Genomic DNA, 23155 nt, shown 5'->3' on the forward strand with positions numbered 1-23155 from the left:
TTTCGTAGAGTCCGCGATCGTGTGATCAAGCGGTCTGCGGGACTTCCTCCAGGTACGCCCAGTACGTCTGCTCGTACTCGTCGGGCGGCACGTAGCCCAGGGCGGAGTGGAGTCGTTCACCGTTGTACCACGCGACCCACTGGAAGACGGCCCGCTCGACCTGGTCGAAGTCCCGCCATGGCCCCTGATGTTCGATCAGTTCGGCTTTGAACGTGCCGTTGAGGGCCTCGGCCATCGCGTTGTCATAACTGTCCGCGACGGACCCGACCGACGCCGAGGCACCGACCTCGGCGAGACGTTCCGTGTACCGAATGGATACGTACTGCGACCCGCGGTCGCTGTGATGGATGAGATCGGCGTCCTTCTTGATCCTCTGCCGCCACAGCGCCATCTCCAGTGCGTCCAGCGGCAGGTCCGTGCGCAGGTGCGTGGCGGCCTGCCAGCCCACGATCCGGCGTGAGTACGCGTCCAGGACGAACGCGACGTAGACCCACCCCGACCAGGTGCGGATGTAGGTCAGGTCCGCCAGCCACAGCTGGTTGGGCCGCTCGGCGGTGAAACGGCGGTTGACCAGGTCCGGCGGGCGCGGCGCGGCCGGCTCGGGGACCGTGGTGCGGCGGCGCTGCCCGCGGATGACGCCCTCGATGCCGAGCTCGCCCATCAGCCGCTCGACCGTGCAGCGGGCCACCGTGTGTCCGGCGCGGACCAGGGCGCGGGTGACGCGGCGTGCGCCGTAGGTGCGCCCGGAGTCCTCCCACGCGGCTGTGACCAGCGGGATCAGTTCTTCGTCGCGCAGGCGTCGGGCCGACTTCGGCCGCGTCTTGCGCGCGAAGTACGTCGACGGCGACACATCCAGCACCCGGCAGACGGGATCGACCCCGAGGCCCTTGTCGCGCAGGTGGTCGATCACCTGCTCGGCCTCGTCCGGGGACGGTCGATCTCCTGGGCAAAAAACACCGAGGCGGCCTTCAGGATCTCGTTGGCCCGCCTCAACTCGGCGTTCTCCTTGCGGAGTTCCTTCAACTCGTCGCGCTCGGCGGTCGTCAGCCGGTCGTCACGCTCGCCGGCGTCCGCCTCGGCCTGGCGGACCCAGGACCGCAGGGCTTCCTTGTGGATGCCGAGGTCGCGGGCGACGTGGGCCACAGGGCGGCCGGTCGCGCGGACCTCGCGCACCGCCCGCTCACGCAGCTCATCGGGGTACTTACGGGGTGCTGGCATTGCTCGTGGTTCTCCTTACGCCTGGAAGCGTAACCCAGGCTTGAGGGACTCCACGAAGATCAGTACAGCTCACAGCGGACCGTGGATGGATGCCCTCACCTCCTGGCGGAAGACGTGGCAGTGCCAGGGGCCCGTCGAGCTACGCGACGACGACCGTGCCCTACGGCTGACGCTCGACGTACCCGCACATGCCGCGATCCTGCGGAAGCACCTGAACCGTAACGGGCAGGCCGTGCTCACCGAGGCACCGCCGGAGGACGGGTTCGGCTGGATCGGCGGCCGTGTCCACGAGGTAGCCGTGCCCATGACCAGCACCCGGCCACCCTCACCCAATCCCCTCACCGGCCGCCTGCCCGTGCAGCGCAACCGTACGCTCGGCCCCCTGCCCGCCGCGCCCAACGCGTTCTGGGTGAACGTGCGGCTGTACGCGCACCCCGACCTCCACGATGAGCTGATCACCCAGAGCCTGACCGCTTTCACTCCGCGTCTGCATGGCTGTCCTGACTGGTGGTTCATCCGCTACCGCACCCCACACGGCGCCGACCACATCCGCCTGCGCATTCGCGCCGCGAGCGCGGGCCAACGCAGCGCCTACACCGAAGCGATCGGCAACTGGGCTGCGATACTGCACGACCACGGCGTGATCAGTGACCTGGCATTCACCACCTACACTCCCGAAATCGGCCGTTACGGCAACGGTCGAGCCATGGCCCATGCGGAAGCCGTGTTCGTCGCCGATTCGTACTTCGCAGCCACAGCCCTCGGCGGTGTCGCAACGCCAGGCGTCGACGGCCAAGCGCTCACGGCCGTCGGAATGGTCGATATGGCCCGCGGTCTGCTCGGTGACGACGAGGGCCTGCGCTGGCTGGCCGAACGTCCGGTGCCGGCTGCCGCAGGACGCGCTGCGACCGACCAGGCCATCGCTCTCGTTCGAACCGGAAGTCCAGCCTCGCATGGCTGGCCCGCGTCCCTCACCGACGCATGGCACCGTCGCGGTGACGCTCTGACCCGCTACCGTGAGTATCTGGATGATGCCATGGATGTTGATGCGGTGCTGGAGTCGCTGCTGCACATGCATCACAACCGGATGCGCGGCGTCAACCGCGACGACGAGAAGGCCTGCCGCCGTATCGCCCGTCAGACTGCCATCGCGTGCCTCGCGTGGCCGGAGGCATAGCAGTGAACTCCACAACCCAGGCGGTGCCCGGCCGGCCGCAGTCGCTGTACTCCGGAGCCGCCGGCCTCACCCTTTTACATGCGGTCAGAGAGCGTGTCGGCGTGGGTGACACAGAAGCGATGCGGGCGTGCGCCGAGTCCATGTTCCGTATGCCGATCATGGCGGGCCCCGAGGGATTCGGCCTGTACGAGGGTGCCCCAGCAGTCGCCTACGTCCTCACTTTCACGGACACCCCCTCCGCCGGGCGGCTCCTGTCTGTCCTCGATGGTCATGTACGGCGCATCACGGCCTCGCGACTGGAAGGCGCCCGCGCCCGGTTGGAAAGCGGGCGGACCGCGAAGACTGCCGAGTTCGACCTGATCAGCGGGCTGACCGGGTTGGGCGTCTACCACTTGCGTCAAGGCAACGCCGCCGAGCTGTACGGCATCCTGTCCTACCTCGTTCAGCTCTGCGAACCCATCACCATCGGCGGGCGGAGGCTACCCGGCTGGTGGAGCATCGGCGAAGCGGGGACTGCGTGGCCGGCCGACGGGCACGGCAACTTCGGCCTCGCCCACGGCATCACCGGGCCCCTCGCGCTGCTCTCCACCTCCACTCTGCACGGGTACACCGTGGCCGGCCAGAAACGTGCCATTACTCGCATCGGCCAGTGGATGGACGACTGGAAGAGCGGCAATGGGTACTCCGCCCGCTGGCCGGAGTGGATCGACCTGCGGGAGCAGCGGCACGGCAGCACCGGGCGCACGGGCCCGAAGCGACCGTCGTGGTGTTACGGCACCCCGGGGATCGCCCGTGCGCTGCAGCTCGCCGGGCGCGCTCTCGGCGACACCGTGCTTCGGAAGCAGGCCGAACAGGCACTCGCCGGATGCCTGCTGGACCCGCAGCAGCTCTCCCTGCTCACCGATGCCTCCCTGTGCCACGGGTGGTCCGGGCTCATACAGGCCGCCCGGCGTGCCGCCGAGGACGAGCAGGACGGGCAGCTCCCCGTCCTGCTCCCGAGGCTACGGTCCGGGCTCACCACGTACCTGAAGGAGCATGGGCCGCCGGCCCGCCCCACGCTCATGGAAGGTACCGCCGGGCTGGATCTGATCCAGCTCGAAGACCTCAAGTGCACTACACAAGAGACACGCTGGGACCTCTGCCTGCTGTTGAGCGGCTGATCCGATTCACCACCGATTCACACCTCCACGATGTAACCAGGCTCTGCCCGCGCTCCGCCCAGAACGAACCGGGTCTCCCGGAAGGACATGTATGACCAAGCACAGCATTCCGCATGAACTACGCAATCATCTGGTCGACCAGATCGTGAAGGCCAGTCCCCCCGGCCTCTACGACACTCGCGTCGAGGAGGCGATGCGCGCGGTTCCCCGGCACGACTTCATTCCCCGGGCATCCCTGGAACTGGCCTACGCCAACCAGGCCGTAACGATCAAGGACAATCCCGACCCCGACGCCCTGCCCCTCAGCTGCGCATCACAGCCCGACGTGGTGTTCTTCATGCTCGCCCAGCTGGGCATCCAGCCGGGCGACAACATTCTGGAGGCCGGCGCGGGCACCGGCTACAACGCCGCGCTCATGCGATACCTCACCGGCCCGGCCGGGAGTGTCACCACCCTGGACTACCACGAGGACGTCGCCGCCCATGCCCGGCAGCGACTCGACGCGACCGGATTCGGCGACGTGCGGGTCCTCACCCGGGACGGCGCCCTCGGGGCCCCCGAATACGCGCCGTACGACCGGCTCATCGCCACCGTAGGCGTCTGGGACCTACCCGCATCCTGGTGGGAACAACTGGCCGTCGGTGGCCGCATGGTACTTCCGCTGCGCTGGCGCGGTCTGACCCGCAGCGTCGGCTTCGTCCGCGAAACCGACCGCCTGCGTTCGGAGTCCCTGGCCACCTGCGGCTTCCTGCCCATGATCGGCCAGGACGGCGAACGCGAGGGCTATGTGGACGAGTCCCGCCTGGTCAAGCTGTACTGGGACGCCGACCAGCCCATCCACCCGCTCAGCCTGCGTAGAAGCCTGGCCGAGGCGGAGGAACACCTCCTGTGGACCGATGTCGTGGTCGCACCGGAGGAACCGCTCGACGGAATCTGGCTCCGTCTCAGCGCTCTGGACCCGGCGACCTGCCGCATCACAGTCCGCCCCGAAGCATTCACCGGCACCGCCGGACTGCACCGCCCGGCCGTCCCCGCGCTGAGCCCCGCCCTCGTCGAAGGTGATTCCCTGGCGTATCTGGTTCTCGAACCGGTCGATGTGCGGAGCGGCAAGCGGTACCGGCTGGGCGCCGCCGGGTACGGACCGGCCGGTCAGGGACTGGCCGAGCGGCTGAGCGTGCAGCTGCGCGCCTGGGGCAACGACCGCACCCTACTGCCGTCGATCGCCGCCTACCCGTCAGGAACTCCGACCGGGAATCCGACCGACGGGCAGATCATCGACAAGCCGTCCGTCCGCCTGGTCATCGCTTACTGACTCTCCCCTACGCCTGGCGCGGCAGTCGACACAACGGATACGTCGACTGCCGTGCCAGGCGTAGGGGGGGCGGGGGCTGCGGCGGGCAGAAGCGGTAAGCGGCAGACGAGCCGTGCTGTACGCCGGGTTCTGTCTCCGGTGGGCCTCGCGGCCCGCCGGGAGGCGGCCATCCATCTGGGACCGGTGTCGCCACCGGCCTCGTGCGGTCTACCCGCGGACTCGGGCGGGCCGCCCTCGGACATCCGCGCAGGGCCGCCGTCCCAGTAGGGCGACGGCCCCTCTTGACCTTGCTCCGGGTGGGGTTTACCGAGCCGCCCAGGTCACCCTGGGCGCTGGTGGTCTCTTACACCACCGTTTCACCCTTACCGGGGGCGGTGAGGCCCCCGGCGGTCTGTTTTCTGTGGCACTTTCCCGCGGGTCACCCCGGGTGGGCGTTACCCACCACCCTGCCCTGTGGAGCCCGGACGTTCCTCGACGTTCACCCCGTAAGGGTTCGCGCCGCGACCGCCCGCACGACTCGTCTGCCGTACCGCCCATGCTATCCCGCCGCCGTGGGCGGCGCGGACCGCGCCTTGACCATGCCGCGACGTCAAGGTGTTCACTCGCGGCATGAGGATCGGCGAGCTGGCCGCGCTGGCGGGCGTCACCACCCGCACCGTGCGGCACTACCACCATCTGGGGCTGCTGCCCGAGCCCGCGCGGCGGGCGAACGGCTACCGGGAGTACGGGCTGCGTGACGCGGTCGCGCTGGCGCGGGTGCGGCGGCTGACCGGGCTGGGGCTGAGTCTGGAGGAGGTGCGCGACGTCCTGGCCGCGCGGGGTTCGGACGCGGGGCGCGAGCTGCACGAGGTGCTGACCGAGCTGGACGCGGACCTGGCCCGGCAGGAGGAGGCGCTGCGCGGGCGCCGGGCCCGGGTGCGGGAGCTGCTGGAGCTGGCCGAACGCGGGGAGCTGCCCGCCGAGGGGCCGGTCTCCTCCGAACTGGCCGCGCTCTTCGGGGAGATGGCCCGCGCCGGGGCCCGGCTGCCGGGGCCGGAGCCGGCGATGGCGGCGAAGGAGCGGGAGCTGCTGGCCCTGCTGGAGACGGCCGCGCCCGCGCGGGCCGGCCGGGAGGTGGTCGCGGCGCTCGGCGTCGCGGGCGCCGACCCGGCGGCGATGGACCGGATGTACCGGGTGTACGCCCTGCTGGACGAACTGGTGGAGGCGGACGTGGACGATCCGCGGGTGGCGCGGGCGGCCCGGGCGGTGGCGGAGTGCGTGCCGGAGGCGGTGCTGGAGGCGGTCGGGGGCGTTCCCGGGGGACTCCCGCACGGCGGGCACGGCGGGGAGGCGGATGGCGGTTTCGCCGGGGAGGTGTTCGCCGACCTCGCCCCGGCCCAGGCGGAGGCGGTGCGGCAGGCGATGCGGCTGCTGGTGGAGCGTGCCCGGTGAGCCGGGGACGTGCGGCGGGCGGGGGGCGCGTGCTGCGGTGGGGTGCGCTGACGGTGGTACCGGCCGAGGTCGCGCTGGTGGTGTGCCTGGTGGCGGGGGTGCGGGTGCCGTGGCCGGTGCTCGTGGCGGCCGAGGCGGCGGTCGCGTGCGTGGTGGCGGCCGAGGCGGTGGTGCTGGTGCGCGCCTGGCGGGCGGCGCGGCGGCGGGGGCTGGGCGGCCGGGCGGCGGCGGGCGAGGCCGTACGGGCGGCCGCGGCGGCCGTACCCGTGCCGGTGCGGCGGCTACTGGTGCACGAGGCGCGGGTGACGGCGAGCCTGGTGCGGTGGGTTGCCCGGCGTCCGCACGGGGTGGGGCCGGGAGACGCGCCGGTCGCGTACGCGGGCGGGCAGGCCGCGCTGGTGTACGGGCTGCTGTTCGCGGTCGTGGTGGAGACGGCCGTACTGGGGGTGCTGCTGGCCCGGTGGCCGGTGGCGCACGCGGTGGTGCTGGTGCTGGACGCGTGGAGCGTGCTGCTGGTGCTGGGCTTCCAGGCCGCCTGTGCGGTGCGCCCGCATGTGGTGGGCGCGGACGGCTCGCTGCGGGTGCGCTACGGCGCGCTGGTGGACGTGGCGGTGCCCGCGGGTTCGGTGGCCGCCGTCCGCGTCGAGCGCCGCTTCGCCTCGGGACGTCCGGTGGAGGTCGCCGACGGGGTGCTGGATCTGGCCGTGGGCGGGCAGACCACGGTGACGGTGGAGCTGGCCGCGCCGGTGGAGGTCGTCCGTCCGCTCGGGGGCCGGGAGCGGGCGCGGGTGCTGCGGCTGTACGCCGAGGACCCGCGGGCGGCGGTGGCCGCGCTGCGGGCGGGGACGGGGACGGGGACGGGGGCGGGGCTTCGGTAGGCGCCCGGGCCGGGCGGACCGGCGGCGGCCCCGGCTCCGGCCGGCCGCCGCACCGGGTACGTCACACCGACCGTGTCTCGCCGCTGCGGTCGGCGTAGGCGTCGAGGAGGCGTCCCTCCAGCGCCGCCAGGACGCGGCCGTTCAGGTCGTGCACCTGCGCGGCGTCCGCCGGGCCGACGGAGGAGTCCATGGTGTCCATGATCAGTTCCGCCGCCCGCCGGACCTCGGCCGCGTCCGCCCCGCCGTCTTCCCCGCCTCCCCCGCCCTCCCGGTGTACCGCCGCGGCCAGGTCGCGGAGCATGCGCAGCAGGGCGGCGAGCACGGAGGGTTCGTCCGAGGAGTAGCGCCTGAGCTGTCCGCAGGCCAGGTCGAGGTAGTAGCGCAGGTCCCGGTCCGGCACGACCACCCGCACGGTGCCGTCCTCGTCCTCGTGCGGGACGTCCCCCAGCCGGCGGCCGGCCAGCCGCACCAGCAGGTCGGCCATGTGGCCGACGGCGGTGCAGGCGGTGACGGGGTCGTTGATCCCCGGGGACATCGCCTTGACCGCGATGTCCTCCAGTTGCCGGAAACCGAAGGCGACGTCCTGGTCGGGGGTCCGCTCGAAGCCGGTCCTCAGGGCCGCCTCGATCTCCTCGGCGGTGCCGTCGGTCCCGAGGTCGGGGATCCGGTCGGCGGGGTCGCGCGCCCACACCACCGCGACCGGGTTGCCCGCCACGATCAGGTCGCCGGGCCGGACGCCGATCCGGACGAAGGTGTCGGTGCGGCGCGCGCACGCCACCAGCGCCCGGGTGTCCACCGCCCGCAGGAAGCCGCTGCGGCGGGCGCGTACCACCGCACCGCGTACCGGTTCCGGGTCCGGGACCGGGGGGACCGGGGAGGGATCGTCGCGGGCGGGATGGCGTCTGCGGATCGCGTCGCCGGTCTCCTGGTGGGTGTCGAGCATCATGGAGTCCACCCGCAGCCTGCGGATGATGTGGTTGAGGAAGCCGAGCACCGCCGCCAGGGACGCGACGCCGAGCGCGGAGGCGAGGACCAGGGACACCACCGGCAGCGCCTCCCCCGACCTCATGAAGGACAGGGTGGCCAGCGCGAACACCAGGGTCGTGAGCAGTACCGTCAGGACGGCCTTGAGCACCGGGTCGTGGGCGTAGCGCCGCAGCAGCCGGGGGGAGAACTGCTGGGAGGCCAGTTGCAGTGTCACCACGGTGACACTGAGGGACAGGGTCGCCACGGTGACCGACGAGGTGGCCACCACCTGGAGCATCGAGGAGGCCGACTCGTGACCGCCCGGCCAGAGGTTGGCCGGACCGGTTCCGGGCCGGGGCCGGAACTGCTCCAGGAGGATCGCGGCGACCAGGGCGACGGCGCCTCCGGCGGTCGGCCACACCCACAGCGGTGGGCGGGAGGACGCCGCGCGGGTCTTCCGGTCGTGCTGGAAAGGGTTCACGCCGCGCCGGGTACCGCACCGGCCGGATCCGATGCCCCGGCCGGGCGGCGGGGTGGCGGGGCGGCCGGGTGGGAGGAGCGCATACGCTGCTGTGGCGTCGGCGCGGAGGAACGCGACCCGGCGCGTGTACCGCCTGTGAGGAGAACCACCGTGCTCGTACTGCTGCCGCCGTCCGAGGGGAAGGCCGCCGGGGCGTCCGGTCCCGCGCTCGATCCGGGGGCGCTGTCGCTGCCGGGGCTGACGGCCGCGCGGGAGGCGGTGCTGGCGGAGCTGGTGGAGCTGTGCTCGGCCGACGAGGACAAGGCGCGCGAGGTGCTCGGGCTGAGCGAGGGCCTGCGCGGCGAGGTGGCGAGGAACGCGGCGCTGTACGGGGCCCCGACGCGCCCCGCCGGCGAGGTCTATACCGGTGTGCTCTACGACGCGCTGGACCTGGCCACGCTGGACGCGGCGGCGCGGGAGCGGGCCGGGCGGTGGCTGCTGGTGTTCTCGGGGCTGTGGGGCGCGGTGCGGCCCGGTGACCCGATCGCGCCCTACCGCTGCTCGGGCGGGGTGCGGCTGCCGGCGCTGGGCCCGCTGGGCCGGTACTGGCGGGAGCCGCTGGAGTCGGTGCTGCCCGAGGCGGCGGGCGAGGGGCTGGTGCTGGACCTGCGGTCGGCGGCGTACGGGGCGATGTGGAAGCCGAAGGGCGCTCTGGCCGGGCGGACGGCGACGGTGCGGGTGCTTCAGTCCAGGATCGTCGGCGGTGTGGAGAAGCGGTCGGTGGTCAGCCACTTCAACAAGGCCACCAAGGGGCGGATGGTCCGTGCGCTGCTGCGCGAGGGCGTCGAGCCGGGCGGCCCGGCGGAGCTGGCCGAGGCGCTGCGCGGTCTGGGGTACGCGGTGGAGGTGGAGCCTCCGGCGAAGGGCGGGACGCCGTGGCGGCTGGACGTGGTGGTCACCGAGCTCTGAGCGGATCCCGGACTCCATCCCGTTGCACGATGCGCAACGGGCGTTGCGGCGTGTGAGCGGGGTGGGCAGGATGGCCGCCATGACAGACGCGCCCGCACCGCCCACGCCGTCCGCGCCCCTGCCCTCCGTACTCGCCCTGGGCCCCGTACTGCCGGTGGTCGTCCTCGACGGCGGGGCCGATCCGGCCGAGGCCGTCCCCCTGGCGCGGGCGCTGGTGGCGGGCGGGCTGCGGGCGGTCGAGATCACGCTGCGGACGGCGGGCGCCCTGGAGGCGGTGCGCCGGGCCGCGGCGGAGGTGCCGCGGGCCGTGGTCGGCGCGGGCACGGTGCTCACCGCGCGGCAGGCGGTGGCGGCCCGGGACGCCGGCGCCCGCTTCCTGGTCAGCCCCGGCTGGACGGACCGGCTGCTGGCTGCGGCGCGGGAGGCGGGCCTGCCGCTGCTGCCGGGAGTCTCCACCGCCTCGGAGGTCATGGCGCTGCTGGAGCGCGGGGTGGAGGAGATGAAGTTCTTCCCGGCCCGGGCGGCGGGCGGGCCGGCGTATCTGAGGGCGCTGGCCTCGCCGCTGCCCCGGGCCCGGTTCTGCCCGACGGGCGGCATCGGGCCGGATTCGGCGGCGGACTATCTGGCACTGCCCAACGTGCCCTGTGTGGGCGGCAGCTGGATGCTTCCGCCGGAGGCGGTGCGGGCGCGGGACTGGGAACGGGTCGAGCGCCTGGCCCGCGAGGCGGCCCGGCTGGGCGCACTCGCGGGCGCCGGCGAGGGCACCGGCGAGGGCGGCACGGGCGGCGGGGGCGTCAGCGCAGGTGGCCGGTGTCGTTGAGCAGCCGCAGCGAGGCGTTGCCGTCCGCGTAGTACGCCACCGCCGACAGCGAGGCCGCCGACAGCTCCATGCGGAACAGCGCCTCGGGCGGTGCGCCCAGGGCCGTGCACGCCAGCACCTTGACCGGTGTGACATGGGTGACCAGCAGCACCGTGCGGCCGGCGTGGCGGGCCAGGATCCGGTCGCGGGCGGCCTCGACCCGGCGGATGACGGAGGCGAAGGACTCCCCGCCGGTGGGCGCGGCCTCGGGCGAGGCCAGCCAGGCGTCCAGATCCTCCGGATACCGTTCGCGCACCTCGGCGAAGGTCAGCCCCTCCCAGGCGCCGAAGTCGGCCTCGCGCAGGTCGTGTTCGACCTCGACTCCCAGTCCCAGCCGGTCGGCGACCGCCCGCGCGGTCCGGCGGCAGCGCGCCAGCGGCGAGCTGACCACCTGCTGGACGGTGCCGCGCGCCGCGAGGGCCGAGGCGGCGGCCTCGGCCTGGCGCAGCCCGGTCGCCGACAGCTCCGGGTCGGTGCCGCCGCTGCCGGAGAACCGCTTGAGGGGGGTGAGCGGGGTCTCGCCGTGGCGCAGCAGGACGAGGGTGGTGGGGGTGCCCATGTCGGCGCCCCAGCCCACCTGCGGGGTGCGCGGTTCCCCGCGCTCCGCGGGCGCGGGTTCCGCCGGTTCCACGGGCAGTTCGTCGGCCGCGGTCAGGGCCGTCGGGTCGTCCGTCCCGGCGCCCCGCTCGGCGGCGGACGCCGTCCGGTGGGTCTCCCGTACGGCCTGGCGTACGGCGGCGCGCGCCGCCGCCCGCGCCTCGGCCGAGCTCTCGGGGGTGGCCGCCGGGGCCCCGGAGGCCGCTGAGGGGCCGGGGAGTCCGGGGAGTCCGGGGAGGGTGTCGGCGTGGGCGCCGGCGTCGAGTTCGGCGGTGGAGTCGGCCGGCCGCCACGTCTCACCGCGGCGTCCGGCGTCCATGGCCTCGTTCGCCAGCCGGTCGGCGTGCTTGTTCTCCTCGCGCGGGATCCACTGGTAGGTGACCGACTCCGGCGGGAAGACGGAGGCTGCCTCCAGCGCCAGCGGGCGCATGGCGGGGTGCTTGATCTTCCAGCGGCCCGACATCTGCTCGACGACCAGCTTGGAGTCCATCCGCACCCGCACCAGGGCCCGCGGGTCGAGCGCGTGGGCCGCGCGCAGCCCGGCGATCAGGCCCCGGTACTCGGCGACGTTGTTGGTGGCGGTGCCGATGTACTCGGCCGCCTCCGACAGCGTCCGCCCCGTCCCGGCGTCGCGGACGACCGCGCCGTAGCCGGCCGGGCCCGGGTTGCCGCGGGAGCCGCCGTCGGCCTCGACGACGAAGGCCGTGCGGGAGCCCGGGGAATCCGGGGAGCCCGGGACGTCCTGAGGACCTGGCATCACAGTCCCGACTCGGGGGTGCGCACCAGGATCCGGCGGCAGTTCTCGCAGCGCACCACCGCGTCGGCCGGGGCCTGGCGGATCTCGTTCAGCTCGGTGATGTTCAGCTCCAGGCGGCAGCCCTCGCAGCGCCGCTGGTAGAGGCGGGCCGCGCCGACGCCGCCCTGCTGCTCGCGCAGCTTGTCGTAGAGCTTGATCAGGTCGGCCGGGACGGAGGCGGCCACGACCTGGCGCTCCTTGGTGACGGTCTCGGTCTCGGCGTCGATCTCCGTCAGCGCCGCGTCGCGCCGCGCCGCCGCGTCGTCGATCCGGGCCTGGACGGAGTCGGCCCGCTGCGCCAGCTCGGCCGCGCGCTCCTGGGCGGACTCGCGGCGCTCCATGATCTCCAGTACGACGTCCTCCAGGTCGCTCTGGCGACGCGAGAGGGAGGCGATCTCGCGCTGGAGGTTCTCCAGGTCCTTGGGCGAGGTGACCGCGCCGGAGTCCAGGCGCTGCTGGTCGCGTGCGGCGCGCTTGCGCACCTGGTCGACGTCCTGCTCGGCCTTGGTCTGCTCGCGGGCGGTGTCGCTCTCCTCCGTCCGGGCGGCGACCAGCAGGTCGCGCACCTGGGTGAGGTCGGCGGTCAGTCCCTCGATCTCGGCGTGCTCCGGCAGGTTCCTGCGCCGGTGGGCGAGCTGGCTGAGCCGGACGTCGAGGGCCTGGACGTCGAGGAGGCGGATCTGGTCGGCGGGCTCGGCGTTCAGTTGGGGGCTCCTGTGATGGTGGTTGCGGGGGCGGCGCCCTGGGCGGGGGCGGACGCCGCGTGGACGGTCCAGGGGTCGGTGACCGTGCGGGAGACGTGGACGCGCAGCCCCCAGCCGTGCCGCTCGGACACCGCTTCGAGCTGGGCGGCGGCCTGCTCGCACCAGGGCCACTCGGTGGCCCAGTGCGCGGCGTCCACCAGCGCCGGCCCCGCGTGGGGGCCGCCGTGCTGCACGGCCTCCGAGGCCGGGTGGTGGCGCAGGTCGGCGGTGACGTAGGCGTCGACGCCGGCGGCCCGCACCTGGTCGAAGAGGCTGTCGCCGGAGCCGCCGCAGACCGCGACGGTGCGCACCGGCCGGTCCGGGTCGCCGGCGGCCCGCACCCCCTGCGCGGTGGCGGGCAGCCGGGCGGCCACCCGCTCGGCGAAGCGGGCCAGCGGCTCGGGGGCGTCCAGTTCGCAGATCCGGCCCAGGCCCCGCCGTCCGGCCGGGTCGGTGGAGTCGGGCACCAGCGGGCCGGTGATCCGCAGGCCGAGGGCCCGGGCGAGGGCGTCGGAGACGCCGGGGTCGGCGCGGTCGGCGTTGGTGTGCGCCACGTGGAGGGCGGCGCCGGCCCGGATCAGGTCGTGCACGACCCGGCCCTTGAAGCCTCCGGCGAAGACCGTGGTGGTGCCGCGCAGGTAGAGGGGGTGGTGGGTCAGCAGCAGATCGGCGCCGAGCTCCACCGCCTCGTCGGCGGTCTCCCGCACCGGGTCGACGGCGATCAGCACCCGGCCGACCTCGGCGCCGGGGTCTCCGCAGACCGTTCCGACGGCGTCCCACTGCTCGGCCCGCTCGGGGGGCCACAGTTCGTCGAGTGCGGCGATGACATCGGAGAGTGCAGGCACGGGTGAGAGGTTACCTGCCGTGCGCCCCGGTGTGCGGGGCCGGGCGGAGCACACCGGGCGCCTCCTCTCCCCGCGAAACGGGCCACCGTCCCCCGTACGTGTGAAGGCGTCCGGCTCGGACCGCCTGGCGGGGAGCGCGAAAACTACCGTCCTCACCGGAGGTGATGGGCTGATGACCATCAGTACCGTCGAGGCCGCCCGGAGCGAGGGCGCGAACGCGGCGCATCCCGGCCTCACGATCGCCGCGGACGGCTCCTACGCGGCCCGGCTCGTACCGGCCGGGGACGGGCGCGGCCTGATCCCGGAGCGCTGGACGCTGGACGGCCCGGAGCCGTACGCGGTCCCGCTGCCGGGGCCCCGCCCGGAGGGGCCGGGCTCCGAGGTGCTGCCGCTGCCCGACGGGCGGGTGCTGATCCGCCGCGCGGTCGGCGGGCGGCACCACCTCGCGCTGCTCTACCCCACCGGCCCGGGCACCGGCGAGCTCCCGCTGGGCTCGGTGGACCGCGAGGGGCTGCGGCTGCTGCCGCCCGCCCCGCACGGCTCGCACGGCTCGCCGGTCCACGCGCTCGCTCCCGGCGAGCACGGCTCGACGGTGTGGCTGGTGCACGGCGGCGCCCGCGGCCCGGAGCCGGTCGCCGAGGTGCCCGGCCGCTGCTCGGGCGGCACCTGGCTGGACCGCGAGGGGCGCCTGCTGGCCCTGGACCGCACCGACGCCGCCGGCCGCACCAAGACCGTCGCCGTCGACCTGGGGCGCGGCGGCGAGGTCTTCCCGCTGCTGGAGCTCACCGAGGACAGCGACGACCGGCTGCTGCTGGCCGACCCGGACAGCGGTCTGCTGCTGCTGCGCTCCGACGCGCCGGGAGAGGTGCGGCTGGGCTGGGGTGTGCTCGGCAGCCACCGGCCCGTGCGCTTCCCCGACGCCCTGCGCCCGCCGGGCGTCGCGCTGACCCCGTTCGCCGTCCAGCCCGGCCAGGCCCTCACCCCCGAGGGCTGCGCGGTGGCGCTGCGCGCGGACGGCCCGAACGGGACGTGGGTGGCCGTGTGGCGCCCCTCGCAGCGGCGGCTGCGGCATCTGCCGGCCCCGGTGGGGTGGGTGCGGGGGACAGGGCTGTGGACGGCGGAGGGCGAGCTGCGGCTGCCGTGCGCCGGCGGCCGGGCGGGGCGGACGCAGTGCGGTCTGGCCCGGATCACGCCGTCGCCGGAGCCCGATCCGCCGCCCCTTTGGCGCGCGGAGCGCACCCCGGAGGAGGGCTCGGCGGAGGAGGGCTCGGCGGATGACGGCGGCCGGTCGGGGGACGGTTCGGCGGAGGGCGGCCCGGCGGGGGACGGTTCGGCGGGGGACGGTTCGGCGGAGGGCGGCGGTCCGCTCGCGGTGCGGACGACGGCCTTCGTCCCGGTGCCGCTCCAGCAGGCGCCACTGGCCCGGAACGATGCGGAGCGAAGATCGTAGAACTACTACGATCTGGTCGGGTACGGAGGAAGAAGCCTCGAATCCACGGAGTATTCCCGCGATGTCCCAGACCCAGACCGAGACGAGCAGCGAGACGAGCGCCGAGACCGGCGAGCACCACGGCCGGCACCGCGGCCCGGCCGCCGTCGGCGAGGAGGCCTCGGTGCCCGTGCGGGGACGCCACCGCCGTCCCGCCCGGCAGGAGCCGCGGGAGGACTGATCCCGCCCCGGCACGCCCCCTCGCGGGCCCCGGGCGCCGCGGTCCCGTGCGGCGCCCGGGGCCTTCTCCGTCCGCCGGACGCGGGGGCGCTCTCCGCCGGACGCGGGGCGCACCCCGTGCGCCGCGCCCACCCGCCTCGTCGGCCGGGACGCGCGTACGGCAGCATGGTCGGCCGCACCACAGGTCAGGGAGGCCCAGCCCATGGATGTCGCAGCGCGCCCCGCGCCCGAGGTCGTCGCCGCCTTCGAGGCGGCCAAGGGCTTCATGCCCGCCGACGAGGGGATGGCGCTGTACGCGGCCGCCCGCGACGCGGCTCGGCTGGGGCTGCCGCTGCTGGAGATCGGCACGTACTGCGGCCGCTCCACCATCCTGCTGGCCGACGCCGCCCGCCGCGCGGACGGCGACGTGACCGTCCTGACCCTGGACCATCACCGGGGCAGCGAGGAGCAGCAGCCGGGCTGGGAGTACCACGACCCCTCCCTGGTGGACCCCGAGGTGGGGCTGATGGACACCCTGCCCTTCTTCCGCCGCACCCTGCACGCCGCCGGACTGGAGGAGTACGTCGTCGCGCTCGTCGGACGCTCGCCGCGGGCGGCGTCGGTGTGGGGCGGGCGGCTCGGCCTGGTCTTCGTCGACGGCGGGCACACCGACGAGCACGCGAGGGCCGACTACGAGGGCTGGGTCCCGCACCTGGCCGAGGGCGGGCTGCTGGTCATCCACGACGTCTTCCCGGACCCGGCCGACGGCGGTCAGGCGCCCCACCGCATCCACCGCCGCGCGCTGGAGTCCGGCGCCTTCGCCGAGGAGTACGCCCTCCGCTCGCTGCGCGTTCTGCGGCGTACCGGTCCGGGCCTGTAGGACGCGGCGCTACGATCCGATCATGTCCCTCGGCCGACGACTGTCCACTCCCGCCGTGATCCTCGCGATCGTGCTGTCCGTCCTCCTGGCGGGCCTGCTGGTGTGGCGTTCGGCGCGGGACGCGGACGCCGGCGGGGCGCCCGGCGCCCCCGCGGCTTCCGAGGCGCCCTCCCCGGGCGCCTCTCCCGGGGAGCCGGAGGAGAGCGGGGAGCCGGACGGGGAGGGAAGACCCCTGGACGGCGCCGTGGTGGTGCTCGATCCCGGGCACAACCCGGACAACCGCGAGCACCCCCGCGAGATCGCGCGCCGGGTGGACGCCGGCACGCACCGCAAGGAGTGCGACACCACCGGCACGGCCACCGGCTCCGGCTACGCGGAGGCGTCCTTCACCCTCGACGTCGCCCGCCGTGCCCGCACCCTCCTCGAAGGACTGGGCGCGAAGGTGGAGTTCACCCACGACGGCGACCGCCCCTACGGGCCGTGTGTGGACGAACGCGCCCGGGCCGGGAACGAGGCGGGGGCCGACGCGGTGGTCTCGGTGCACGCCGACGGATCGGGCGAGGGCAACCGGGGTTTCCACGTCATCCTCCCGGCGCGGGTGACCGAGGGCTCCGCCGACACCCGGCGGATCACCGGCCCCTCACGCCGGCTGGGCGAACACCTCGTGCGCGCCTTCGCCGAGGCCACGGGCTCCGGGCCCGCCGACTACCTGGGGGGTTCGGTGGCCGGAACCGGCCTGACCGTCCGCGACGACCTGGGCGGGCTGAACCTCTCCCGGGTGCCCAAGGTCTTCCTGGAGTGCGGCAACATGCGCGATCCGCGGGAGGCCCGGCGGCTGTCCGACCCGAAGTGGCGGCAGAGTGCGGCCCGCGGCATCGCCGAGGGCGTCGAGGCCTTTCTGCTCGGCGAGCGCGACGGGGCGCGAAGCGGCGTCGGGGACGGTGCGTGAAGCGGCGCGCGAACCGGTGAGCCGAACCGGCGGGACGGGCCGGGCCGGGCGGGAGAACCCGCCGGACTCCGCGGAGCGTCCTTCCGTACGATAGGGCCCGCCCCCGTCTGACCAGACCATGACGAAACCGATTAAGGATCTTACGTGAACATCCGCTCGCTCACCCGAAGCGATGGCGCGGTTGTCGGAGCAGCGGTACTGCTGTTCATCGCCTCGTTCCTCGCCTTCTTCAAGGCCGACGACTGCACCGAGAACTGCACGGTCAGCAGCTGGGAGCCCGCACTCTTCCCGCTGCTGCCGACCGTGACGCTCGCCGCGCTGATCGCGGCCGCCCTGCTCGTCCTCGGGCGGATCATGCCCGGGGAGCGCAAGGTGGCGGGGCTCGGCCTCGACCAGTGGGGCACCGCGCTGGCGGTCTTCGTCGGCTGGGCGGCACTGTGGTCGGTGTTCGCCACCATCGCGCCGGACCCGGAGGGCCTGGACCTCAACCGCAACATCGACCTGGGTGCGGGCGCCTGGCTGACCCTCATCGGCGGTCTGCTCCTGGCGGCCTTCGCCGTCCTGGGCAACACCGTGGGCGCGCTCAAGGCCCCGCTGCTGCCGGCCCCCTCCCCGCAGGCCCCGAACCCCTACGGTCCGGGCCCGCAGGCCGGCGGCTACGGCTACCCCGGCGCCCAGCCCGGCCAGCCCGGTCAGCCCGGTCAGCCCGGTCAGCCGATGCAGGGGCAGCCGCAGGGCGGTTACGGCTACCCGGGCGGCCCGCAGCCGGGTCAGCCCGGCCAGCCGGCACAGGGGCAGCCGATGCAGGGACAGCCGATGCAGGGACAGCCGCAGCAGCCGTACGGCGGGGGCCAGCCGACGCCGCAGCAGCAGCAGGCGGCCCCGGCGGGCGGGGGCGCTCCGGCCGACCCGAACTTCCAGCCGTTCTGGTTCGCCGTCCCGGTCGCCCGGCCGCTGTACGGCGAGGACGGCTCCCCCTCCCCGGTCGCCGAACTGGCCCCGGGCACCTGGTACCTGGCGGTGGAGCAGCGCGGCCAGGCGCTGGTGGCGCAGACGCAGGACGGCCGCCGGGGCGTTCTGCAGGACACCTCCGGCATCCAGCGCGGCTGACCCCGCCCGGACCCGCGGCGGACATCCGAGCAGACACGCGGCAGGCCCCGCCCGGTACCGGGCGGGGCCTGCCGTATACGTGCGGCGGGAGGCGGTGCGGCTTCCGCCGGGCCGGATCCGGCTCAGCAGCAGTCCGGCTCCAGCCCGGCCGGCAGCCCTTCGCCGCCGAAGACCGACACCGTGGCCTCGTCACCGCCGAGCGCGGCCACGGCCAGCAGCAGCGATCCGGCGGTCCAGGAGGTCAGTTCCTCGGGCCAGAAGGCCTCGTCCTCGAAGACGTAGCCGGTCCAGTACAGGCCGTCCTCGGCGCGCAGGTGCTGCATCCAGCGCAGGATCTCCAGCGCCCGGTCGGACTCCCCCATCACCCACAGCGCCAGGGCGAGTTCGGCGCTCTCGCCGCCGGTCACCCAGGGGTTGGGCAGCACGCAGCGCACGCCCAGGCCGGGGACGACGAAGCGGTCCCAGCCGGACTCGATGCGCTCCTTGGCCGCGGCCCCGGTCACCGCGCCGCCCAGGACGGGGTAGTACCAGTCCATCGAGTAGCGGTCCTTGTCCAGGAAGCGCTCGGGGTGGTGGCGCACCGCGTGGCCCAGCCAGCCCAGTGCCAGCTCCCAGTCCGGCTGCGGCTCCTCGCGGTGCTCGGCCAGGGCCAGCGCGCAGCGCAGCGCCTGGTGGATCGAGGAACTGCCGGTCAGCAGGGCGTCGGTGACGGGGGTGCCGTCGGCCTCGCGCTTCCAGCCGATCTGCCCGCCGGGCTGCTGGAGTTCCAGGACGAACTCCACGGCCGCGCGGACCACCGGCCACATGCGGTCCACGAAGGTGTCGTCGCCGGTGGCCAGGTAGTGGTGCCACACCCCGACGGCCACGTAGGCGCAGAAGTTGGTCTCCTTGCCCAGGTCGGTGGGGCGGGCCGCGTCCCCGTCTGCGTAGGCGGCGTACCAGGAGCCGTCCGCGTTCTGGTGCTCGGCCAGCCAGCGGTAGGCGGCCTCGGCCCGCTCGTGCTCCCCGGCCGCGTCCAGCGCCATGGCGGCCTCGACGTGGTCCCAGGGGTCGAGGTGGTGGCCCCGGAACCACGGGATCGCGCCGTCCTCGCGCTGGAGGGCGGCGATGCCCGCGACGGTCCGCTCGGCCTGTTCGGCGGTCAGGACGCCGGGCAGGACCAGCCGTTCGGTGCGGCCCGGGCTCGTCACGCCGTCTCCCGGCCGACGGCGGCGTCGGCCTCGGTGGCGTCGGCCTCGGCGTCGGCGGCGGGCAGGTGCGGCTTGGTGGCGTAGGCCACGAAGCTCTTGCCCATCACCGGGTTGAGCAGGTCCTCGGCCAGGCGGGTGGCCAGCGGCTTCTTCATGATGTCCCAGACCAGCAGCTTGTGGTACGCGCGCACCGGCAGCGCGGCTTCGTCGCCGTCCCGGTTCACCCCGAAGGCGCACTTGAGCCACCAGTACGGGGAGTGCAGGGCGTGCGCGTGGTGGGTGCCGTACGGCTTCAGGCCCGCACCCCGCATCTTCGCCAGCAGTTCGTGGGCGCGGTAGATGCGGATGTGGCCGCCCTCGACCTCGTGGTAGGCGTCGGAGAGCGTCCAGCAGACCTTCTCCGGCCCGTAGCGCGGCACGGTCACCGCGATCCGGCCGCCGGGGCGCAGCACCCGGACCATCTCGGCCAGGACGCCCTTGTCGTCGGGGATGTGCTCCATCACCTCGGAGATGATCACGGCGTCGAAGCTGTCGTCGGGGAAGGGCAGGGCCAGGGCGTCGCCCTCCATCGCGGTGGCCTCGGCGCCCGCCGGGGCCTCGCCCGCCTCCTTCATGGCGGCGAACCACTTGGCGACCTCGCGGATCTCCTCGGCGTTGCGGTCCAGCGCGACGACGCGGGCGCCGCGCCGGTAGCACTCGAAGGCATGGCGTCCGGCGCCGCACCCCAGGTCCAGGACCCGGTCCCCGGGGGCGAGCGGGAAGCGGGAGAAGTCCACGGTCAGCACTGGTGTCTGCCTTCCTCGGTGCGGTGCTATGCGGTGCGGTGCTATGCGGGGCGGTGCGTGCGGTGACGGGCCGGGAGCGTGGGGCTGCGGCTAGCGGGGAACGGGCGCGGCGGGGTTGCGGGCCGCGACGGCGGCCCGGTAGTGCTCCACCGTGCCGCGGGCGGCCTGCTCCCAGGTGAAGCGGCGCAGCACCCTCTCCCGTCCGGCCGCGCCCAGACGCGCCCGCAGTTCCGCGTCGCCGAGCAGCCTGCCCAGCGCCGCCGCGAGCGCACCGGCGTCGCCGGGGGGCACCGCCAGACAGGTCTCGCCGTCGGGGCCGGCGACCTCGGGGATGGCGCCGCCGGTGGTGGCGACCAGGGGGGTGCCGGTGGCCATGGCCTCGGCCGCCGGCAGGGAGAAGCCCTCGTAGAGCGAGGGCACGCAGGCGATCTGGGCGCCGCGCACCAGGTCGGCCAGTTCCCGGTCGCTGATGCCCTTGATGAACTCCACCGCGCCGTCGAGTCCGTAGCGCTCCATCGCCTCGGCCACCGGACCCTTCTCCGGGCGCTTGCCGACGACAACCAGATGCGCGTTCTCGTGCTCGGTGCGGACCTTGGCCAGGGCCTCGACGAGGTGGACCAGCCCCTTGAGGGGGACGTCGGCGCTGGATGTGGTGACGATGCGGCCGGGGATCCCGGGGACGGCCGGGTCGGGCGAGAACAGCCGGGTGTCGGCGCCGATGGGCACGACGTGGATGCGCTCGGGGCGCACTTCGAGGTCCTCGGTGATCTCCCGGCGGGAGGACCCGGAGACGGTCAGCACGGTGGGCAGCCGCCGGGCGACGCGCTTCTGCATACGGGTGAAGCCGTACCAGCGGCGCACCGAGGCCCGGCGTCTCCAGCCCTCGGCCGCGGCCAGGTCCAGGCGGCGGTCGACGGTGATGGGGTGGTGGACGGTGGTGACCAGGGGGAAGCCGATCCGGTCCAGGCCGAGCAGTCCGTAGCCGAGGGTCTGGTTGTCGTGGACGACGTCGAACTCGCCGCGCCGGGCGGCCAGATGGCGGCGGGCGCGCAGCGAGAAGGTCAGCGGCTCGGGGAAGCCCCCGGTCCACATGGTGGCGACCTCCAGCGCGTCGACCCAGTCGCGGTACTCGCCGCGCTTCGGGGTGCGGAAGGGGTCGGGCTGCCGGTAGAGGTCGAGGCTGGGCAGGCGGGTGAGGGTGACCTGACCCGGCAGGCCGTCCTCCTGATCCAGTACGGGGTAGGGCTGGGCTCCGATCACCTCGACGCGGTGGCCGAGCCGGGCCAGCTCGCGCGACAGATGGCGCACATAGACGCCCTGGCCGCCGCAGAACGGGTTCCCCTTGTAGGTGAGCAGCGCGATCCGCAGCGGCCGGCCGCCGTCGGCGGCCTCGCCCGCCAGGGGTCCGGGCGCGGCGCCCCAGGTGGCCTCTGCCGTCACTCACGGCCCCCTTCTCGAAGGTCCTCGCGGCGATTTTCCGCCGGAGCGTAACCGCCGGCGATATTCTGGAACAAGTTTCAATGATGCCCCGGGCACGCCCGGCCCGCGCCCGGGCCCGTCCGCCTCGGGGGGCGGGGCGGGTCCGGCTCGCAAGATTACCGGCCGGTAGAAGTTCCGGACCGAGCCGGTCCGGGTGATTCACGCCACGGCTCCGCCCTGCGAGGATGCGGCCTTCCGGGCCCCTTGCGGCCCGGGTCCGCGGCGGTGGCCGCCCGGGCCCGACGGGACAGACGGCAGGAGAGACTTGACGGCACATCCCGGCTTCCCCTCCGCCCCCGCGCTCACCGAGCGCCAGGAGGCGCGCCGCCGCCGCATCCTGGCGGCCAGCACCGGGCTGGCCCGGCGCGGGGGCTTCGGCGCGGTGCAGATGCGCGAGGTCGCCGAGTGCGCGGACGTCGCGCTGGGCACGCTCTACCGCTACTTCCCCTCCAAGGTGCATCTGCTGGTCGCCACCATGCACGACCAGCTGGAGCGGCTGCACGAGACGCTGCACCGGCACCCCCCGAGGGAGCCGGAGCCCGCCGCCCGGGTCGCGGTGACGCTGATGCGCGCCTTCCGCGCGCTCCAGCGGGAGCCGAACCTGGCGGAGGCCATGCTGCGGGCGTTCACCTTCGCCGACCGCTCGGCCGGCGCGGAGGTCGACGCGGTCTCCCGGCTCACCACCGAGATCATCCTGGACGCCGTGGGGGCGCGGGACGCGCCGACGCCGAAGCGGCTCTCGGCGGTCCGCGTCATCGCGCACACCTGGCATTCGGCACTGATCGGATGGCTTTCCGGACGTATTTCGATCGAACAGGTCCAAGAAGACATCGAAACGGTTTGCACATTGATCACCGCGGAAACGATCAGTGAAGTGCGCCGGTAGTTCGAACCGGCGGTTCGCGCGCCCCCTGTCCGCCTCCAGCGCCCCCGCCTACTTACCGGTACTGGCCGAAACTCTGCGTTAACCAGTGCCATTTGTAGGTATCTGTTGACGGGTGTTCGACAACCGTCCCCCGATCAGGGCACTGGAGGATCCGAACGTGATTCAGGTATTGCTGGTGCACCATTTCGGCCTGCTGCGGTCCGGCCTGGCCGCGTTGCTCAACGATGCACCCGACCTGGAGGTGCGCGACGTCCCCTGGTCCAGCGATCCCGGCCGGCTCCGGGCCCTGCGGGCGGACGTGTGCGTCGTGGACATGGACGGCCCCGGGGCCCCGGACGTGGCCGGCATGGCGGAGCTGTGCCGGCATATGACGTCGGCAAAATGCGGGCTATTGGTTCTGGCCACTCCCGGACGGCCCGGCGCGCTGCGCCGCGCCTATGACGCGCAGGCCCTGGGATTCGTCAACAAGGACGCCACCCCGCAGAAGTTACTCGAAGGGATCCGGAACGTCGCCGCGGGCAAGAGATACGTGGACGAGTCCCTCGCCCATGATCTGCTGCGCGCCGCGGACATGCCCCTGACGGCGAGGGAACTGAGCGTCCTGTCGCTGGCCGCCAAGGGCGCGACGGTGTCCGAGATAGCCGGGCGGCTGCACCTCTCGCACGGCACCATACGCAACTACATGTCGGCGATAACCCGTAAGACCGGGGCGCGCAACAGAATCGACGCCATACGCATATCGCAGGGCGCCGGCTGGGTGTAGGCGCCTGCGGAGCGAGGGCCCGACCGGACCGTCGTCCGGCCGGGCGCACATGTG

At 74.0% G+C, this 23155-nt stretch carries 22 protein-coding genes and 1 other RNA gene; 14 read left to right on the top strand and 9 right to left on the bottom strand.

Annotation, left to right across the window (positions count from 1 at the left end; translation table 11 throughout):
• Nucleotides 1–25 precede the first annotated feature (25 nt).
• A protein-coding gene (locus tag CUT83_RS01765) for an IS3 family transposase (protein ID WP_101253822.1) occupies nt 26–1218 on the bottom strand; the annotation gives its coding sequence in 2 pieces (ribosomal slippage) (nt 26–954 and nt 954–1218; 1194 coding nt in all).
• 85 nt (nt 1219–1303) lie between these two features.
• Between CUT83_RS01765 and CUT83_RS01770 the strand changes: the two genes are divergently transcribed.
• From CUT83_RS01770 to fxlM, 3 genes are all read left to right on the top strand, one after another.
• On the top strand, nt 1304–2395 hold the full coding sequence (locus CUT83_RS01770; protein WP_101254107.1) for a thiopeptide-type bacteriocin biosynthesis protein: 1092 nt from the start codon (nt 1304–1306) through the stop codon (nt 2393–2395).
• A 2-nt stretch (nt 2396–2397) separates the two neighbouring features.
• A complete protein-coding gene (locus CUT83_RS01775; protein WP_240958161.1) occupies nt 2398–3555 on the top strand; it encodes a lanthionine synthetase C family protein in 1158 nt (385 codons plus the stop codon).
• A 91-nt stretch (nt 3556–3646) separates the two neighbouring features.
• Nucleotides 3647–4867, top strand: coding sequence for a methyltransferase, FxLD system (fxlM, locus tag CUT83_RS01780; protein WP_093852553.1), 1221 nt, complete (start codon nt 3647–3649; stop codon nt 4865–4867).
• Nucleotides 4868–4969: 102 nt separating this feature from the next.
• Here the strand turns inward: fxlM and rnpB are convergent.
• An RNA gene (gene rnpB, locus CUT83_RS01785) (RNase P RNA component class A) lies at nt 4970–5387 on the bottom strand.
• Between the two features lie 89 nt (nt 5388–5476).
• Here rnpB and CUT83_RS01790 point away from each other — a divergent pair.
• On the top strand, nt 5477–6298 hold the full coding sequence (locus CUT83_RS01790; protein WP_101254109.1) for a MerR family transcriptional regulator: 822 nt from the start codon (nt 5477–5479) through the stop codon (nt 6296–6298).
• Nucleotides 6295–7176 carry a hypothetical protein gene (locus CUT83_RS01795; RefSeq protein WP_241524761.1) on the top strand — a complete coding sequence of 294 codons (882 nt, stop codon included), beginning with the start codon at nt 6295–6297 and terminating at the stop codon, nt 7174–7176. The genes CUT83_RS01790 and CUT83_RS01795 overlap by 4 nt, the downstream gene beginning before the upstream one ends.
• Nucleotides 7177–7237: 61 nt before the next feature.
• Here CUT83_RS01795 and CUT83_RS29970 read toward each other — a convergent pair whose 3' ends face one another.
• On the bottom strand, nt 7238–8623 hold the full coding sequence (locus CUT83_RS29970; RefSeq protein ID WP_158238955.1) for a DUF2254 domain-containing protein: 1386 nt from the start codon (nt 8621–8623) through the stop codon (nt 7238–7240).
• A 150-nt stretch (nt 8624–8773) separates the two neighbouring features.
• Here CUT83_RS29970 and yaaA point away from each other — a divergent pair, with 150 nt between their 5' ends.
• Together yaaA and eda are read left to right on the top strand one after the other, a co-directional pair.
• Nucleotides 8774–9571, top strand: a complete 798-nt coding sequence (gene yaaA, locus CUT83_RS29975) for a peroxide stress protein YaaA (protein ID WP_158238956.1) — start codon at nt 8774–8776, stop codon at nt 9569–9571.
• A 70-nt stretch (nt 9572–9641) separates the two neighbouring features.
• Nucleotides 9642–10391, top strand: coding sequence for a bifunctional 4-hydroxy-2-oxoglutarate aldolase/2-dehydro-3-deoxy-phosphogluconate aldolase (gene eda / locus CUT83_RS01805; RefSeq protein WP_101254112.1), 750 nt, complete (start codon nt 9642–9644; stop codon nt 10389–10391).
• Here the strand turns inward: eda and CUT83_RS01810 are convergent.
• The 3 genes from CUT83_RS01810 to CUT83_RS01820 are packed head-to-tail and all read right to left on the bottom strand — an operon-like array spanning nt 10366 to nt 13411.
• A complete protein-coding gene (locus tag CUT83_RS01810; RefSeq protein WP_101254113.1) occupies nt 10366–11784 on the bottom strand; it encodes a bifunctional RNase H/acid phosphatase in 1419 nt (472 codons plus the stop codon). The genes eda and CUT83_RS01810 overlap by 26 nt on opposite strands.
• Entirely contained in the window at nt 11784–12527 is a 744-nt protein-coding gene (locus tag CUT83_RS01815) for a zinc ribbon domain-containing protein (protein ID WP_194074694.1), read from the bottom strand. Before CUT83_RS01815 ends, CUT83_RS01810 begins: the two co-directional genes overlap by 1 nt.
• Nucleotides 12524–13411 carry a Nif3-like dinuclear metal center hexameric protein gene (locus CUT83_RS01820; protein WP_101254114.1) on the bottom strand — a complete coding sequence of 296 codons (888 nt, stop codon included), beginning with the start codon at nt 13409–13411 and terminating at the stop codon, nt 12524–12526. The genes CUT83_RS01815 and CUT83_RS01820 overlap by 4 nt, the downstream gene beginning before the upstream one ends.
• A gap of 172 nt (nt 13412–13583) precedes the next feature.
• On the opposite strand from CUT83_RS01820, the gene CUT83_RS01825 reads away from it, so the two are divergent.
• From CUT83_RS01825 to CUT83_RS01840, 5 genes are all read left to right on the top strand, one after another.
• Nucleotides 13584–14861 (top strand): hypothetical protein, encoded by a 1278-nt coding sequence (locus CUT83_RS01825; protein WP_240958127.1) that lies wholly within the window; start codon nt 13584–13586, stop codon nt 14859–14861.
• Between the two features lie 61 nt (nt 14862–14922).
• Complete coding sequence (locus CUT83_RS30235) at nt 14923–15081, top strand: hypothetical protein (protein ID WP_165869552.1); 159 nt, start codon at nt 14923–14925, stop codon at nt 15079–15081.
• 201 nt (nt 15082–15282) lie between these two features.
• Nucleotides 15283–15939: a class I SAM-dependent methyltransferase gene (locus CUT83_RS01830; RefSeq protein ID WP_101254115.1), complete on the top strand. Its 657-nt coding sequence runs from the start codon at nt 15283–15285 to the stop codon at nt 15937–15939.
• Between the two features lie 22 nt (nt 15940–15961).
• Nucleotides 15962–16888, top strand: a complete 927-nt coding sequence (locus CUT83_RS01835) for an N-acetylmuramoyl-L-alanine amidase (protein ID WP_101254116.1) — start codon at nt 15962–15964, stop codon at nt 16886–16888.
• 144 nt (nt 16889–17032) lie between these two features.
• A complete protein-coding gene (locus tag CUT83_RS01840) occupies nt 17033–17998 on the top strand; it encodes a DUF5336 domain-containing protein (protein WP_101254117.1) in 966 nt (321 codons plus the stop codon).
• Nucleotides 17999–18120: 122 nt separating this feature from the next.
• On the opposite strand, the gene CUT83_RS01845 is transcribed toward CUT83_RS01840, so the two are convergent.
• From CUT83_RS01845 to CUT83_RS01855, 3 genes are all read right to left on the bottom strand, one after another.
• A complete protein-coding gene (locus CUT83_RS01845; protein WP_101254118.1) occupies nt 18121–19188 on the bottom strand; it encodes a prenyltransferase/squalene oxidase repeat-containing protein in 1068 nt (355 codons plus the stop codon).
• Nucleotides 19185–19973: a class I SAM-dependent methyltransferase gene (locus CUT83_RS01850; protein ID WP_101254119.1), complete on the bottom strand. Its 789-nt coding sequence runs from the start codon at nt 19971–19973 to the stop codon at nt 19185–19187. Before CUT83_RS01850 ends, CUT83_RS01845 begins: the two co-directional genes overlap by 4 nt.
• A 90-nt stretch (nt 19974–20063) precedes the next feature.
• Complete coding sequence (locus tag CUT83_RS01855; RefSeq protein WP_101254120.1) at nt 20064–21413, bottom strand: glycosyltransferase family 4 protein; 1350 nt, start codon at nt 21411–21413, stop codon at nt 20064–20066.
• 304 nt (nt 21414–21717) lie between these two features.
• On the opposite strand from CUT83_RS01855, the gene CUT83_RS01860 reads away from it, so the two are divergent.
• Together CUT83_RS01860 and CUT83_RS01865 are read left to right on the top strand one after the other, a co-directional pair.
• Nucleotides 21718–22338, top strand: coding sequence for a TetR family transcriptional regulator (locus CUT83_RS01860; RefSeq protein WP_101254121.1), 621 nt, complete (start codon nt 21718–21720; stop codon nt 22336–22338).
• A 157-nt stretch (nt 22339–22495) separates the two neighbouring features.
• Nucleotides 22496–23101, top strand: coding sequence for a response regulator transcription factor (locus CUT83_RS01865; protein WP_173915006.1), 606 nt, complete (start codon nt 22496–22498; stop codon nt 23099–23101).
• Nucleotides 23102–23155: the final 54 nt, after the last annotated feature.

Source organism: Streptomyces barkulensis, from assembly GCF_002843305.1.
Classification (GTDB): Bacteria; Actinomycetota; Actinomycetes; order Streptomycetales; family Streptomycetaceae; genus Streptomyces; species Streptomyces barkulensis.